Genomic DNA, 15,100 nt, shown 5'->3' with positions numbered 1-15,100 from the left:
CCGCCAGTTGAATTGACAGTTAATCCCCTGCTCTTTATACTAGTAATGATAATTTGTAATTTTGTATAAAGATAAGAATGCCTAAGAAAAGTATTAATCAGATGAGTATAGAAAACGGCAGTGTTAAACAGCGGGCTAAAGAAGTCATCAGCAATGGGAGTATCATAATTGCCGCGGCTTCGGCCCTGCTGGCCAGCTACCACTTGACTGGCCACGGCCTGCCCTGTCTTTTTCGGGCAATGACGGGCTATTTATGCCCTGGCTGCGGGATGACCCGGGCGGCTCTTGCTATTTTGGAGGGAAATTTTGCCAGGGCTTGGCAGTATAATCCCCTCTCCTTGACCCTGCTGCCGATTTTTGCCATCTACCTGCTCTATAAGGCAGGCCGTTACGTTCTCAAGGGAGAAGAAGATTTCAAGCTGGGGGAAACTCTCTTTCTGCTTACCCTTCTCCTTATCGCGGTCTGTTTTGGCGTGGGCAGAAATCTGTAAATTTTCTTAGCTTTTATCTATTTTAGGAGGAATAATGTATTGCATACACTGCGGGACTAAATTGCCCGAGGGTGCCAACTTTTGCATAAAGTGCGGGGCACCAGTTGAAAAAGTTGAGTCAGATGCTAAGGCAGAAGTTGCAAAGGCTCCAGCCAAAGATACAGCTCCAAAAGATCAATCAGTGATAAGCCAGGTTGACAACAGCATTGACCAGATGGGCGAGCAAATTGGCCAGGGCATTGATGATGCCGCTAAAGACATCACTTCCGGTTTAAAGACGACTGGCGAAAAGACAGGAGATTTCTGGGAAAACTGGCGGGACTACCTAACCCCTGACAATCTGGAAAAATTTGCCAGCGTCGCCCTCCTCTTCCCCCTCTTCATGACAGTGGCTTTGTGGCTGCTGGGCCGCCTGTCTGGCTGGATCTATGACCAGTACCTGCTGCCTTTAAATGATGTCTTTTACGCAGTTTTCATGGTTGCTACTTTTTTGGTCAGAGCCATCTTCCTGGTCGGGTCTGGCCTAGGCGTTGTAGCAGTTGGCTATGTTTTGTATAAAGACGAGAGCAAGCGGACGGTCTGGGGCTGGATTACTGGCGCGGCTTCAGTTTTATCCTTCCTGGGCTGTCTGGGGATCAACCAGTCATATTCATATAATTTTTACAATCCTGCCTTGATACATACCTTCAAGATCTTAGGCTGGGTGGCCGTTGTCTGGGGAATCGATACCTGCTCCCGTGTCCTGCTGCAGAACTTAGGCATTGCCGTTGAACCAATCATCAGCCGGGACCTGGCCGCCTACCAGGACTTTTACCAGACCTACCGGGCCAAGCATGAAGCTGAAGAAAAAGCTGAAAAGGAAGAAATAGAGAAAGCCAAGAATGGTCAAGCAGGCCCTGTCTCCTACTTTGACGGGACTGGTGCTGCCTTGTTTGGCACTTATCTGCTCTATACCCTTTTGACCATCATTACCTGCGGCTTCGCCGCGCCTTGGCTCAACTGCGCTATTCAGCGCTGGAGAACCAAGCACATGGTGGTTGACGGCAAGCGGGTAACTTTTAATGGGACTGGTGCTTCTCTTTTGGGCCACTGGATTCTGTGGGAATTCTTGACAATTATCACTTGCGGGCTTTTTGCCTTCTTCATCCCTGTTGGCCTGCAAAAATGGAACATGAACCACACCTACTATGAAGGTGAAAATGGCGCAGAAGATTCCCGCTTTGACGGTAACACCTTCCAGTACATTGGCTACAACATCGTCCAATTCCTGTTCTTAGTAGTGACTTTTGGCCTGGCCTACCCATGGACTCACAATATGATTCTTCGCTGGCAGACCAAGCACCAGATCATTAACAATGACCGCTTGATTTATGACGGGACTGCCTTAGGCATATTATGGCGGGGACTTGTCTTCGTGATTGTATTGGCAATTCCCTTTGGCTTCCTGGCATCCCCTTGGCTATATTGCTGGCTGTGGCGTTACCAATACTCCCACACCCATGTTGACCACAGTCCTGCAGAATAACAGTTGACAAAAAATAATACGCTCAGATCAGTCTGATTTGAGCGTATTTTTATGCCGTATTTTATTTATTTTTTACTTTTTTCTTTATTCAGCCGTCTTGATGACCAATTTCCTTCCGTCCAGGGTCCCCTGGAGCAGCTGCTTGATCAGTTTCTTGGCATTCTTTTGCGACCGGGATAAGAGGCCGGACTTTTTGGCTGCGCCTGTTGCCTTCTTTAAAGCCGCCTGCTCAGCCTTAGTAATGTCTTCTTTTTGGTTCCAGTTAAAAAGGGCGTAGCTTTGGTCATAGAACTTGATTGAAGACGGGTCGATCTTCTTGTCCAGCAGCTGGCTCTGTGGCAGAGTCACGGTTACCTGCTCTTTATTAACTTGCACCTTGATGTCCTTGACCTTGACTCCGGCCTTGAAATTCGCCGTATAGACCATGGTAAATCCCTTCTTGGTGATAAAAGGGATCTGCCCGTTAGACAGTTTGTAAATGCCGGTATAGGTGTACTGCTCAGTCGCCAGTTCCCCGATGGCCTTTAACTTGGCGGAAACCGTGGCTACCGTTACCTGGTCCCGGCTTTTCCTGGGCAAGTGCTGGCCGATCATGATCCCGCCGGCCAAAAATACCATAGCAATCAAGATACCGATTATTTTTTGGAGAAATCCTGTCCTTCTGCCGGACCCTTTATCTGTTCTTTTTTGCAAAAAAGTCCCTCCTTACGTGCCCCCTATCATAGCAAGGCAGCTTGAAAAAAACAATCAGGAAGGCCGTTATTTCTAAATATCTTAGCAATTTGCCGGAAAAAGCTGCTTTTCCTAGCTGTATACGGATATCTGCTTGTTTTACTTATTTTTACAACATTTTTCATGAAAGTTGTCATTTGCCCTTGCATCCGCCTTCTGTTTGCGCTAAAATTAAAAACCAATAAGAGATTTAATTACAAGTTTATCTTTACTTTACTTTTTATTTTTTCAAAAAGGAGCAAATCAAAATGAGGACGAGGACTTACCACCACCGAACATAGCACCATCCATGATGGTGACTGAAGCTGTTTCATTGCAAGGCAAGGACTGGCAATGAAAAGCTGTCACAGTCATAAGTCGCTCATTGGCTCCAGTATTTCATTACTGTCAACTTGAACATTTTTAAGTACTCTTGCCCAGAACTTTGCCGCTTGTCAGCTCTTCATTGCTTGTGTCCTTTTAGACGAAGGATTAAACATGAACAAGATCATCGAAGTTAAGCATCTGAAGAAGAATTACGGCGACAAGGAAGTTCTCAAGGACATCAATGCCGTCATCGAAAAAGGAAAAGTCATCACGGTTATTGGTCCATCCGGTTCAGGCAAGAGTACTTTTTTGCGCTGTCTGAACCTGTTGGAAAAGCCGACCAGCGGCCAGGTCATTTTTGAAGGCACCGAACTGACCGACCTTAAAGAAGAAGAGCTGGACCAATTGCGGCAGAAGATGGGCATGGTCTTCCAAAGTTTCAACCTCTTCCCCAACATGTCCGTCATCGAAAATGTCAAGCTGGCCCCGATGAAGGTCAAGGGAATGAGCGACCAGGAAGCTGATAAATTAGCCCATGAGCTCCTGACAAAAGTTGGTCTGGATGACTTTGCCGACCACTCTCCGGCCAGCCTGTCCGGCGGCCAGCAGCAGCGTGTCGCCATTGCCCGGGCTTTAGCCATGCAGCCGGACATGATGCTTTTTGACGAACCAACCAGTGCCTTAGACCCGGAAATGGTCGGGGAAGTCTTAAAGACCATGCAGGATTTGGCCCAAACCGGGATGACCATGGTCGTCGTCACCCACGAAATGGGCTTTGCAAGAAAAGTCGCTGATGAAGTCTGGTTCATGGCCGACGGCTACCTCTTGGAAAAAGGCAGTCCAGATCAGGTCTTCGACCACCCGCAAAGTGACCGGGCCAAGGACTTTTTGGCAAAGATTTTGGAAGCGTAGCTAGCAAAGGATGAGAAGCAAGATGAAGAAACTTTTTAAAATTATGACCGCCCTCCTGCTCTTGGCCGGTCTCTTTACCGCGGCAGTTCCAGCTGTTGATGCCGCAAGCAGCAAGAAAGTGGCCAGTGGGACGGTCATGAAGAAGATCAAAAAGTCCGGCAAATTGGTCGTCGGCATGTCAGCTGACTACCCACCACTGGAATTTACCAAGAACGTCAACGGCAAAAACAAGTACGTCGGCGTCGACGTGGAATTGGCCAAGCAAATCGCCAAGGACCTGGGAGTCAAGCTGGAAATCAAGAACATGGACTTTGACTCCCTCCTGGTTGCCCTGGAAACCGGCAAGATCGACGTCATCATTTCCGGGATGACGCCAACGGCAGAACGGAAGAAGAGCATCGACTTCTCCAAGATCTACTACGCTGAAAAGTCCGACTACTTTGTCATCAATAAGACCAACAAGGCCAAATACACCAGCACTTCTTCCTTCAAGGGCAAGACGGTTGGTGCCCAAACTGGGTCGCTTCAATACACTTCTTTGAAGAAAAACGCTGCTAAGAGCGGAATCAAGCTTAAGGGCCTGGCCAAGATCAGCAACCTGCTCATGGCCCTTAAGTCCGGCAAGGTTGACGCGGTTTTATTGGGTGAACTGAACGCCAAGACTTACGCCACTAACGACACTTCCCTTTCCTTGGTCAAGTCCAGCCTCAGCCAGGCTCAGATGGGCAACGCTGTCGGTATAGCCAAGGGGCAAGGCGACCTGGTCAAGGCCATCAACAAGACCATCAACAACTGCCAAAAGCAGGACCTTTTTAACAAGAAATACATCCCCGCCGCTGCCAAGGCCATGAAGCAGGCCTCAAGCAAGACGAACAACTCCATGAGCAAATACGCCAGCTACTTTGCTACAGGCCTGGGCTACACCATGATCATTACGATTTGCTCCATCACGATTGGTTTAATCCTGGGTGTCATCTTTGCCTTGATGCGCCTGTCTAAAAACAAGCTTCTGCACGCCATCGCCGTTTGCTACATCGAATTTCTCCGGGGCACCCCGCAGATGGTTCAGATCATGTTCGTCTACTTCGGGGTAGGGATGCTGATCAAAAATATGCCGGCCCTGGCTGCCGGGATCATCGCCATCGGCCTTAACTCCGGGGCCTACGTGGCTGAAGACATCCGGTCCGGGATCAATTCCGTGGACAAGGGGCAAACGGAAGCTGCCCGGTCCCTGGGCCTCAGCCAGGCCAAGACCTACCGCTACGTGGTCTTCCCTCAGGCCTTGAAGAACATCTGGCCAGCCCTGGGCAATGAATTTATCACTTTGACCAAGGACAGCTCCCTGGTTTCCGTCATCGGGGTTGGGGAATTGATGTACGAGACCGGCCTGGTTCAAACCGCGACCTACCGCGGGGTTATGCCACTTTTTATCACCATGTGCATCTACTTCGTGGTTACCTTTATTCTGACCCGTCTGCTCAACTACTTTGAACGGCGGATGAACCTGACTTCAAGTCGGGCATAAAAAAACTGGAAACCGTTGATTCGGCTTCCAGTTTTTGCTTTGCATTTTTAAGCTCTATGACCAGTCATGTAGTCCCGGGTCATTGGCAGATTTTTGCCAGAAGGGCCCTTGGTCAAAAGAAACTGCATGACATCGATATTGCCTGATTCAAAAGAAGCGGCACAAGCTTGCAGGTAAAGGTCCCACATCCGGGTAAAGCGTTCCCCGAATTCCTCTTGGATTTTGCTTCTGTGCAGGTTGAAATTCTGGTCCCAGATTTCCAAAGTCCGCTGGTAGTGGCGGCGCAGCATTTCGATATCTGCCAGTTGCAAGCCGTTTTCCACGATGTGGCCAACCATTTCTTCCAGGCCTGGCACATAGCCGCCCGGAAAAATATACTTGTTGATCCAGGCGTTGGTCGCTCCGCCCTGCTGACGGGTAATCCCGTGAATCAAGGCCACCCCGTCTTTCTTAAGGTAGCGAGCGACATCTTTAAAGTAAAGGCCCATGTTTTCCTTGCCGACATGTTCAAACATCCCTACAGAGGTGATGTAATCCCATTCCTGGTCACCCAGTTCCCGGTAGTCGGTCAACTTGACCTCAGCCACGTCTTCCAGACCTTGCTCGGAAATTTTTTCTTTTACCAGCCGGTATTGTTCTTCACTCAAGGTAACGCCGGTGACTTTTAAACCGTATTCCTTGGCTGCCGTAAGCATCAAGGTGCCCCAGCCGCAGCCAATGTCCAAGAGAGTCTTGCCCTTATCTGGATGCAGCTTGTCTAAAATATGGTGGACCTTGGCCAACTGGGCAGCTTTTAGGTCATCTTTATTGCCATCTGTGAAATAGGCGCAGGAATAAGTCAGACTGTCGTCCAGCCAGAGCTTGTAAAAGTCGTTGCCGACGTCATAGTGGCTCTGAATATCACTGGCTGACTGCTTTTCTGAGTGGCTTTGTTTAGGCAAAAAGCGGCGGAACTTGGCCGACCGCATAAAACTTTCAGAACTTTCATAAGCCGCCGCGAGCAGTTTCTGCAGGCTGCCGTCGACCTCGATCTTCTTGTCCATGTAAGCTTCACCCAAAGCAAGGGAGGCGTTGCTGGTGATCTCCTTGACCGGAAGCTTTTCATGAAAAGTAATGGTTACTTCCGGATCACCATCGCCGTACAGGTCGGACTTGCCATCCCAGTAATTGACCTTGACTGGAATGTTGAAGGAGTGACTCAGCAGGGTCTTATAAAAGGTCTTTTCCAACATTTAGCATTCCCTCTTTCATGATGCATTTGTTTTTTCAGCCAACTCCAGCAAATAACGAAAAAGACTATCCTTATCTATTATAATGTAAAAATCCGTTTTTCATAATACTTTATTGTCATACCAGCTTGCAAATTAATCATAGAGGGAGATTATCTGCCGCATAAGCGGGGTGACTACCCGGTCTTTACGCCAGACCAGCTGCAGGCGGGTCCGCCATTTGGCCAGGTCAACCGGGTAAAGGCGGCCTTTGGCGTAAGTTTTGGCAATTGATTCTGGCACCAAGGCAAGCCCCAGGCCGGAGTCACTCCAGCGGATGGCGGTTCTGGAATCATCGCACGTAACCACGAAATTTGGGGTCAAGCCTTTTTCCGCGAAAGCTTCCTTGAACATGTCCTCAAAGCGGCGGTAGATGACCAGGGGCTGGCCGGCCAGGTCTTTTAGGCCTACTTTTTCTTTGCCTGGGAAAAAATTCTGGCAGGTAACCGCGGTCATCGGCTCATCACTGATGTCGACAAAATTCAAGTTGACCCGGTTGTAGGGGGTGCGGACAATGGCCAAGTCCAGCAGATTGCCCTGCAGCTTGTCCAGGATCCCGAAGGTATTGTCTTCGTAGATATCAAAGGAGACGCCGGGGTGCTGGCGGGCAAAAGCCGTCAATTGGGCTGAAGGGAGTTCACCGATTGAAGAAGAGACGGAACCGAGTTTGACTCTCCCCCGACTTCCTTGGTCCAGCTCAGTAATTTCGGTCTGGGCATTTTTGGCTAAGGTCAATATTTGGCTAGCATAATCCCGCAGCTTCTTGCCAGCTTCAGTCAGTTCGATTCCGTAGGGCTGGCGGACAAAAAGTTTTGCCCCCAATTCTTCTTCTAATTGCTTTAACTGGTAGCTGAGGGCCGGCTGGCCGACAAAGAGCCGCTTGGCAGCTGAAGTAATCTGCCCTTCTTCAGCTACGACCAGAAAGTAATTAAGCTGCTTGAAATTCATTTTTCCTCTCTTTTCTATTTCATCATTCTTATTCTTTGCTTTCTCCAGTTAACAGATATCAACTTTTTAGATATCTTACATCATAAATCAGTATTTTATTTATATCAACCCAGGGGCTACAATAAACAGTGAGAAAAATAACTTCTATACGTAACACGTCACGACTGAAGAATAATTACAAGGAGATGTTTAGAATGAATGAAAAAGGCTTGACGCAGGCCGAAGCTGACCTGCGCCTTAAAAAAGACGGGCTCAACCAAGTCCCGGAACCGGAATTCAGCTTCTGGAAGGAATTTGCCGGCAAGCTCTGGAATCTCAGTGCCTGGATTCTGGAAGCAGCCCTGCTGCTTGAATGTGCCCTGGGCAAGTGGATCCAGTCCCTCTTCGTCTTGCTCATGCTGCTCTTTGCCGCCTACAACGGAGCCACGCAGAAGAAGAAGTCCCGCAAGGTCTTGAGCTCGATTTCCCAGCAGCTGACCCCCGTAGTCGCCGTTTTAAGAGACGGCCGCTGGCAAAAGATCGACTCCAAGTATCTGGTAGTTGGCGATATTGTCAACCTGCAAAGAGGGGACATTTTAGCTGCCGACATTGACCTTTTGGACGGGGACTTGACCTTGGATGAATCCTCAATCACCGGGGAAGCCAAGAATGTTCACAAAAAAGCTGGCTCCACTGCCTTTGCGGGCACGACCGTCATGGATGGTGAAGCCCTGGGCAGGGTCAGCGCGACCGGGACCAATTCAAGAAGCGGACAGACCATCAATTTGATCAACACGTCCGCGGCACCTGGCCACCTGCAACAGCTTTTGACCAAGATCATCTACTACCTCTGCCTTTTGGACGGAGTCTTGACGGTTATCCTCTTGATCGCGGCCGTGATCCGGGGCGAAAACGTCCTGGAAATGCTGCCCTTCCTGGCCATGATGTTCATCGCTTCTATTCCGGTAGCCATGCCGTCAACTTTTGCCCTCTCCAACTCCTTTGAGGCTACCCGCCTGTCTAAAGAGGGCGTTTTGACCAGTGACCTGACCGGGATTCAAGACGCGGCAAACTTGAACCTGCTCTTGCTGGACAAGACCGGAACCATTACTGAAAATAAGACAGCCGTTGCCTCTTTTGCGAATTTTTCAAAGCTCTCAAATGAAGAAGTCCTGGCCTTGACCAGCCTGGCCATCGACCAGCGCAACCAAAGCGTAATCGACCTGGCTTTAATGGACTATCTGCAAGAGAAAAAGATTCGAGTTAAAGAAGCAGAAACTTTTACCCCCTTCACTTCCAGCCAGGGCTATTCTGAGGGGCAAGCTGGCGGCCACGACGTCAAGCTGGGTTCAGTCAAGCAGCTCAGCAAGATTGATCCGGCTGTTTCTGGAAAATTGGCGACTGTCGACCTCAGCCTGGGCCGGTCAGTTGGGATTTTGCTCGATGACCGTTTGGCAGGGATTTTTATCACTAAAGACAAGGTCAGAGCTGATTCAAAGGCTGCCTTGGCCGAACTGGTCAAGCGGGGGATCAAGCCGATCATGCTGACCGGGGACAATCAGAAAACCGCCGCCAGCGTGGCTGAAGAAGTCGGCTTGACTGGCAAAGTCATCTCCATCAGCGACTTTAAAGAGGGAGTAAAGGCTGAAGATTTGGCCGGGATTGCTGATGTTTTGCCGGAAGACAAGCTGGCTATGGTGAAATACTTCCAAAAGGCCGGCTACATCGTCGGCATGACCGGGGACGGGGTCAACGACTCCCCTGCCCTCAAGCAGGCTGAAGTCGGCATCGCCGTGTCAAATGCCGCTGACGTGGCTAAAAAGAGCAGCAAGATGGTCCTTTTGGACGACGGCCTGGCTCCAATCGTCAAGATCCTGGATGCCGGCCACCGGGTTTACCAGCGGATGACCACCTGGTCTTTGACCAAACTGGCTAGAACTGCGGAACTGACCATGCTCTTGACCTTCTCTTACCTTATTTTCGGCTATCTGCCGATGGCTTTGAATGCCATGGTCATCTACACGATCATGAACAACATGGTCACCATGATGATTGGGACCGACAATACCCACATCACTTATAAGCCGGAAAACTGGGACATGGGCAAGCTGGCTAAAATCGCTTTTTCCTTGGCCGCTGCCTGGACCGTCATTGGCTTTGCATTCGTGTCTGCCTTAACAAAGGCCGGGGTAAATCATGATCAAGTTGGCACCATGGTCTACGTTTTCTTGGTTATGAGCGCCATGATGATCGTCCTAATCACCCGGACCAAGCGCTTCTTCTGGCAGTCTGCCCCATCTAAGCCGGTAGCCAGTGTCCAGATCGCCGATGTTCTTTTGACCTGCCTGTTGGCTCTTTGCGGGATCGCCATGCCGGCCATCGGGATCAAGGAGCTCTTAACCTCACTGGCCGTGGCCTTCCTGGCCGCCGTCTTGATCGATCTGGTCTACCAGCCGGTCATGAAGAACAAGTAACAAATAAATGTGTGTTTGCTAATTTTTTGCCAATTAACTTTACAGGGAAAGAAGAATTTAATGCGTAAGCGAATTTTTAGAATCATCATGAGTCTGGCAATTCTGTTGCTGGTCATCTTATCCGGCATGCTGGCCTACAGCTACTTCAATGTGGAAAGAGCCGTAAGCCGGTCCTACCAAAAAAGCGGCTTAAAGGCGGCTGAAAATGGCAGCAAGGAGGAAGTTTTAAAGAAAAACAGGCCCCTGGTCGTACTCTTGATGGGGACTGACACCGGGGCCTTGGGCCGAAACTACAAGGGACGGACCGACTCCATCATGGTCTTAGTCCTCAACCCCCAGACCAAGAAGTCAACCATCGTCAGCATCGAGCGGGACTTCCAGGTCAACTTCCCCCAATATCCGCAATACTCCCCTTCTAAAATCAATGCCGCCTATACTTATGGCGGGGTTAAGCTGCTCAGCCAGACCTTAGACCGGTATTTCAAGATTCCAGTCAATACTTATGCCTTGATCAACATGGGCGGGATGAAGTCAATCATCGACCAGCTGGGCGGAGTCGACATCACTCCCCTCATGAGCTTTGACTACGAAGGCTACAGCTACAAAAAGGGCGTGACGACCCACATGGACGGGGACAAGGCCCTGGAATACTGCCGGATGCGCTATGACGACCCAGAAGGCGACTACGGCCGGCAAAAACGGCAAAGACAGGTTTTGACCGCCATTATTAAGAGCGGAGCCGATGTCCAGAGCCTCTTAAAGCCTGCCTTCCTTAATTCTGTCTCCAGCCAGGTCAGAACTGATTTGACTTTCAGTGACTTGACCCAGATGGCCAAGTCTTACCGGGCCAGCGGCGACCAGCTGGAAACCGACTACACCCACGGAACCGGTTTTAACCAAGATGGAGTCTCCTACCAGCACATTAGCCTGGCAGAGCGGCAGAGAATCAGCGACCTGGTTCGGCAGGCAGCAGGCCTGAAAAAGGTCCAGCTGGCTAATGGCCAGTAAGGCAAATTTAACTAACTACTAAATACTAAATGCTTGATACTTATTACTGTTTAATCTGACCAAAAAGGACCCGCTTTCGCGAGTCCTTTTACTTTGTTCTTATACTATTTACTGCTTGCTGATTAATCTTCCCTTACCTGCTTGCTTTTGTCCAGCTGCTTTTGCCGGTAGGCAATCAAGCGCTCGAATTCAGTTTTCAGCAAGGCCCCCATTGGGACGGCAATCAGCATCCCGACAAAGCCGCCCATGGCCCCGCCGGCAATCACGCAGGCGATAACGTACAGGGGGTGGATATGGATGGCTGAAGACAAAAGCTTGGGGTTGAGGATATTGCCGTCAATCGCCTGGATCAAGAGGAGAATGATCATCCCCACGATCAGGGCCGTCATGTTCTGGCTGAGGGTGCAGGCTAAAATTACCATCCCATAGCCCAAAATCGGGCCAAAGTAAGGAATCAGGTTCCCCAGCCCGGTCACCAGGCCAATCAAAAGACCATATGGGACTTTGGCGATCAGCATGGCCAGGCTGACCAAGAGGCCAACGATAAAAGCGTCGACGATCTGCCCTCTGATATAGCCAGAGAAGACCCGGTCAGCGTCAGCCAGGAAGACCTTGATGCCATTGATGACTTTTCTATTTAAGAGGGTGCCCAGGTTTCTCTTCCAGTAAGCCGCGATCCGCTGGCCGTCGTAGAGGAAGTAGATGGCAAAAATCACCCCGAAGAAGAAGTCGCTCAAAAAGCCAGTTACCCGGCCCACCCCTTTTTGCAGGTAGGAAACCATGCCGCTGGTCGACAGGCCCTGCTTTTGCAGGTAAGCCATGATTTCGTTGATAAAGCTGCTGTACTGGGCCTTCAGCTGGTCATAAAGACTTTGCAGGCTGTCCAGGCTGAAATGGCTCAGCTGCTTGGAAAAAGTTACGAAAACCGCTGTCGTGGCCAGCAAAATAACCAGTAAAAGCAAGAGCAGGGTCAAGGCCACCGCGGCTGACCGGCTGGCCGTCGCCACTGCTCCCCGGCTGCTGCCTTTAGAAAACTTCCGGTCAAAGAAGTTGGTCAAAGGCATCAAGAGATAGGTTAAAACCAGGCCATAGGTCAGAGGCTGGGCAATCGCCGCCAGGATCTTGCCTACCCTGACCCAGAAGCCAGTTGACTCATAGGCCAAAAGCAGGATGAAGAGACCGGCAAAGACCGTGCCCAGACAGTAGAGGGCAATCTTAAAATACTTTTGATCAATGTGGTTCCAAAATTTGTTCATCATTCCACCTCGCTAGTTTGACTAGCTTTTATTATAACAGTTTCTCCCCCTGGCCAAAGCAATAAAAAAAATAGCAGTTGCAAAACTGCTATTTTTTATCATATTTTTATTGATGATTTTACATCACGTGGTGGATCCAGCCTTCTGGGGCTTCGACTTCCCCATTTTGGATGCCAGTCAAAGTGTTGTAAAGCTCTTCCATGAACTTGCCTGGCTTGTCCATACCTGATGGCAGGTCGATGACCTGGTCGCCGTTGACGATGCGGCCAACTGGTGACAATACGGCAGCCGTCCCGACCAAAGCACATTCCTTGAAGGATGGAACTTCGTCGAAGCGGACTTGTCTTTCTTCAACCGTCAAGTTGAGGTAGTGTTCAGCCAAGTATACAATGGAGCGTCTAGTGATTGATGGCAAAATTGAATTTGACTTAGGAACGACCAAGTGGTTGTTTTGGTCGATGAAGATAATGTTTGAGCCACCCGTTTCTTCAATGTAGGTTTGAGTAGCTGGGTCCAGGTACATGTTTTCAGCAAAACCAGCCTGGTGGGCAGTAACAGTCGCCTTCAAACTCATGGCATAGTTCAAAGCGGCCTTAACGTGACCAGTCCCGCGAGGTGCGGCACGGTCGTATTGCGCAACTTGTACGGCAACTGGAGTAGCCCCGCCCTTGTAGTATGGGCCAACAGGAGTCGTAAAGATTCTGAACATGTAGTCAGTTGCTGGAGCAACGCCGATGATTGGGGTCGTGCCGATTTCGTATGGACGCAGGTAAAGAGTCGCGCCTGAGCCGTATGGTGGTACCCAGTCAACATTAGCCTTGACTACTTGGTCGATGGCATCAACAAACTTATCCTTTGGATAAGGCTCCATTTCGATCCGCTTAGCGGAGTTGTACATCCGTTCCGCGTTTTGGTCTGGCCGGAAAACAACAACAGAGCCATCCTTCCAGGTGTAGGCCTTCATCCCTTCAAAAACCTGTTGGGCGTATTGCAGGGTTTCAGCACATTCATTTAAAACAACGTTTGGGTCATCGATCAGCTTGCCGCCTTCCCAGGCGCCGTCGTGGAAATAGTCCACGTATCGCTTGTCGGTTTGATGATAGCCAAAGCCGATATTTGCCCAATCGAGATCTTTTTTAGCCATGATATTACCTCCTAAAAATTCAATCACTAGTTTTTATAGAAGTAACTATAATACTCTTTCTGAAAGTTGGCAAGGGCCTTTTAAAATTATTTTCATTTTCTTGCTATTTTTCGCTAACTTTAATTCTCCTAAGGCAAAACACCTGCTGAAATCAAGCTTTTTGCCCCTATTTCCTCATTTTCTAAAGCTAGCTCATTATTTCTTAATTTTCCTTGTTGGTTGACAAAAGGTCCTCATCCAACCCCCGGCTGCATTCTGCCTGCAGGGTGACGTGGTTAATGCCGAATTTTTCTTTCAAGCAAGCAGCAAGCTCTTCATCAAGCTCCTCAATATGCTTGGCGGTAAGACCAGAGTCAACGACAATGTGGGCGTCCAGCATGATGGTGTCGTCGCAATAGCGCCAAACATGCAGGTGGTGGAGCTGTCTTACTTCCTTAAAGGCCAAAACCGCCTTTTCGATGGCATCCAGGTCCAGGTTAGGGTTAGTTTCCATCAGAACATTTGCTGAGTCTCTGGTGACTTCAAAAGCCTCTTTCAAGAGGAAAATTGCCGCGGCCATAGTCAAAATCGGGTCCACCAGGGTCCAGTTCTGGTAGTAGATCAAGAGTGAGCCCACAACGACGGCAACGCTGGATAAGGTGTCCGACATCATGTTCAAAAAAAGAGCCCGGGCATTCAAGTTTTCCTTGCTCCCCTTGCCTAAAATCAGCATGGAGATCAAGTTGCCGGCTAAGCCAACCAGGGAGACGATGAACATGACTCCCCCTTCAATCGGCTCAGGCTTGCTGAAGCGCTGGATGGCTGAGATAAAGAGATAGATGCTGATGGCCAGCAAGAAGAGGCCGTTGGTGTAAGCAGCCAGAGTTTCAGCCCGCTTGTAGCCAAAAGTCTTATGCTGATCCTTGCTCTTTTTCGCAATCAAATTGGCCGCAAATGCCACAATAATTGAGATGACGTCACTTAAGTTATGCAAGGCATCTGACAAAAGGGCCAGGGAACCGGAGACGATCCCGCCGACAATTTCCGCGGCGGTGATGACAACATTGAAAATCGTTACCCACAAATATCTTTTAGAAGATTGGTCTTTCATGATTTGTACCTGCGCAATCTAGAATATATATCGTTTTTGGTATGTTTCATCATACCTACACTATATACCAAAAATGATATATAATCAAGGGGGATAACTGGAAAGGAGGCCCTCATGACACATGAAGAACTGATCGACCAGGCGGCCCGCCTCTTCAAGGTCTTGGGCAACAGCCTGCGGATTCACATTCTCTTTTACTTGAGAACTCATGGCGAAAGCCCGGTTTCCGCGATAGTTGACCACCTGGGCGTTTCACAGCCAGTGATTTCCAAGCAGCTGGGCATTTTGAAGCAGTATGATTTCGTGCAAAAGCGCAAAGAAGGCACTTTTGTCTACTATTCCATCAACGACCAGGATATCGTGCAGATCATCGACGCGATGACCGAGCACCTGGACCACCTGGACCAGCTGCAGTAGTTTACTTTTAATTTTTAATACAAAT

Annotated in this window: 13 protein-coding genes; 7 read left to right on the top strand and 6 right to left on the bottom strand. The window is 49.4% G+C overall.

The window, feature by feature from the left end; translation table 11 throughout:
• Positions 1-101: 101 nt before the first annotated feature.
• Together ACYVUV_RS04085 and ACYVUV_RS04080 are read left to right on the top strand one after the other, a co-directional pair.
• On the top strand, positions 102-491 hold the full coding sequence (locus ACYVUV_RS04085) for a DUF2752 domain-containing protein (protein ID WP_484499006.1): 390 nt from the start codon (positions 102-104) through the stop codon (positions 489-491).
• 34 nt (positions 492-525) lie between these two features.
• Positions 526-2,016 (top strand): DUF6693 family protein, encoded by a 1,491-nt coding sequence (locus ACYVUV_RS04080; protein WP_484499005.1) that lies wholly within the window; start codon positions 526-528, stop codon positions 2,014-2,016.
• A gap of 84 nt (positions 2,017-2,100) precedes the next feature.
• Here ACYVUV_RS04080 and ACYVUV_RS04075 read toward each other — a convergent pair whose 3' ends face one another.
• Positions 2,101-2,709, bottom strand: coding sequence for a DUF4230 domain-containing protein (locus tag ACYVUV_RS04075; RefSeq protein ID WP_439776297.1), 609 nt, complete (start codon positions 2,707-2,709; stop codon positions 2,101-2,103).
• A gap of 516 nt (positions 2,710-3,225) precedes the next feature.
• Between ACYVUV_RS04075 and ACYVUV_RS04070 the strand changes: the two genes are divergently transcribed.
• Complete coding sequence (locus ACYVUV_RS04070) at positions 3,226-3,966, top strand: amino acid ABC transporter ATP-binding protein (RefSeq protein ID WP_439776296.1); 741 nt, start codon at positions 3,226-3,228, stop codon at positions 3,964-3,966.
• Positions 3,967-3,988: 22 nt separating this feature from the next.
• Positions 3,989-5,491 carry an ABC transporter substrate-binding protein/permease gene (locus tag ACYVUV_RS04065; protein WP_439776295.1) on the top strand — a complete coding sequence of 501 codons (1,503 nt, stop codon included), beginning with the start codon at positions 3,989-3,991 and terminating at the stop codon, positions 5,489-5,491.
• A 47-nt stretch (positions 5,492-5,538) separates the two neighbouring features.
• On the opposite strand, the gene ACYVUV_RS04060 is transcribed toward ACYVUV_RS04065, so the two are convergent.
• Positions 5,539-6,723, bottom strand: a complete 1,185-nt coding sequence (locus tag ACYVUV_RS04060; protein WP_484499004.1) for a class I SAM-dependent methyltransferase — start codon at positions 6,721-6,723, stop codon at positions 5,539-5,541.
• A gap of 132 nt (positions 6,724-6,855) precedes the next feature.
• Complete coding sequence (locus tag ACYVUV_RS04055) at positions 6,856-7,707, bottom strand: LysR family transcriptional regulator (RefSeq protein WP_484499003.1); 852 nt, start codon at positions 7,705-7,707, stop codon at positions 6,856-6,858.
• Positions 7,708-7,901: 194 nt separating this feature from the next.
• On the opposite strand from ACYVUV_RS04055, the gene ACYVUV_RS04050 reads away from it, so the two are divergent.
• Both ACYVUV_RS04050 and ACYVUV_RS04045 read left to right on the top strand, forming a co-directional pair.
• Complete coding sequence (locus tag ACYVUV_RS04050; protein WP_439776292.1) at positions 7,902-10,160, top strand: HAD-IC family P-type ATPase; 2,259 nt, start codon at positions 7,902-7,904, stop codon at positions 10,158-10,160.
• A gap of 60 nt (positions 10,161-10,220) precedes the next feature.
• A complete protein-coding gene (locus ACYVUV_RS04045) occupies positions 10,221-11,168 on the top strand; it encodes an LCP family protein (protein ID WP_439776291.1) in 948 nt (315 codons plus the stop codon).
• 122 nt (positions 11,169-11,290) lie between these two features.
• Here ACYVUV_RS04045 and ACYVUV_RS04040 read toward each other — a convergent pair whose 3' ends face one another.
• The 3 genes from ACYVUV_RS04040 to ACYVUV_RS04030 form a co-directional block, all read right to left on the bottom strand.
• Positions 11,291-12,424 (bottom strand): AI-2E family transporter, encoded by a 1,134-nt coding sequence (locus tag ACYVUV_RS04040; RefSeq protein WP_484499002.1) that lies wholly within the window; start codon positions 12,422-12,424, stop codon positions 11,291-11,293.
• A 118-nt stretch (positions 12,425-12,542) separates the two neighbouring features.
• Positions 12,543-13,568: a branched-chain amino acid aminotransferase gene (locus ACYVUV_RS04035; protein ID WP_439775574.1), complete on the bottom strand. Its 1,026-nt coding sequence runs from the start codon at positions 13,566-13,568 to the stop codon at positions 12,543-12,545.
• A gap of 202 nt (positions 13,569-13,770) precedes the next feature.
• Positions 13,771-14,658 (bottom strand): cation diffusion facilitator family transporter, encoded by an 888-nt coding sequence (locus tag ACYVUV_RS04030; protein ID WP_439775575.1) that lies wholly within the window; start codon positions 14,656-14,658, stop codon positions 13,771-13,773.
• Between the two features lie 114 nt (positions 14,659-14,772).
• On the opposite strand from ACYVUV_RS04030, the gene ACYVUV_RS04025 reads away from it, so the two are divergent.
• On the top strand, positions 14,773-15,075 hold the full coding sequence (locus ACYVUV_RS04025; RefSeq protein WP_439775576.1) for an ArsR/SmtB family transcription factor: 303 nt from the start codon (positions 14,773-14,775) through the stop codon (positions 15,073-15,075).
• Positions 15,076-15,100: the final 25 nt, after the last annotated feature.

This window comes from Lactobacillus sp. WILCCON 0149 (assembly GCF_057197965.1).
The sequence above is the reverse complement of the archived record's forward strand: the minus strand, read 5'-3'. Positions and strand labels throughout refer to the sequence as shown.

Coding starts and splice junctions, on each gene's coding strand:
- ACYVUV_RS04025 (WP_439775576.1), top strand. CDS start 14,773: ATGACACATGAAGAACTGATCGACCAGGCGGCCCGCCTCTTCAAGGTC.
- ACYVUV_RS04050 (WP_439776292.1), top strand. CDS start 7,902: ATGAATGAAAAAGGCTTGACGCAGGCCGAAGCTGACCTGCGCCTTAAA.
- ACYVUV_RS04045 (WP_439776291.1), top strand. CDS start 10,221: ATGCGTAAGCGAATTTTTAGAATCATCATGAGTCTGGCAATTCTGTTG.
- ACYVUV_RS04070 (WP_439776296.1), top strand. CDS start 3,226: ATGAACAAGATCATCGAAGTTAAGCATCTGAAGAAGAATTACGGCGAC.
- ACYVUV_RS04060 (WP_484499004.1), bottom strand. CDS start 6,723: ATGTTGGAAAAGACCTTTTATAAGACCCTGCTGAGTCACTCCTTCAAC.
- ACYVUV_RS04035 (WP_439775574.1), bottom strand. CDS start 13,568: ATGGCTAAAAAAGATCTCGATTGGGCAAATATCGGCTTTGGCTATCAT.
- ACYVUV_RS04065 (WP_439776295.1), top strand. CDS start 3,989: ATGAAGAAACTTTTTAAAATTATGACCGCCCTCCTGCTCTTGGCCGGT.
- ACYVUV_RS04080 (WP_484499005.1), top strand. CDS start 526: ATGTATTGCATACACTGCGGGACTAAATTGCCCGAGGGTGCCAACTTT.
- ACYVUV_RS04055 (WP_484499003.1), bottom strand. CDS start 7,707: ATGAATTTCAAGCAGCTTAATTACTTTCTGGTCGTAGCTGAAGAAGGG.
- ACYVUV_RS04085 (WP_484499006.1), top strand. CDS start 102: ATGAGTATAGAAAACGGCAGTGTTAAACAGCGGGCTAAAGAAGTCATC.
- ACYVUV_RS04030 (WP_439775575.1), bottom strand. CDS start 14,658: ATGAAAGACCAATCTTCTAAAAGATATTTGTGGGTAACGATTTTCAAT.
- ACYVUV_RS04040 (WP_484499002.1), bottom strand. CDS start 12,424: ATGAACAAATTTTGGAACCACATTGATCAAAAGTATTTTAAGATTGCC.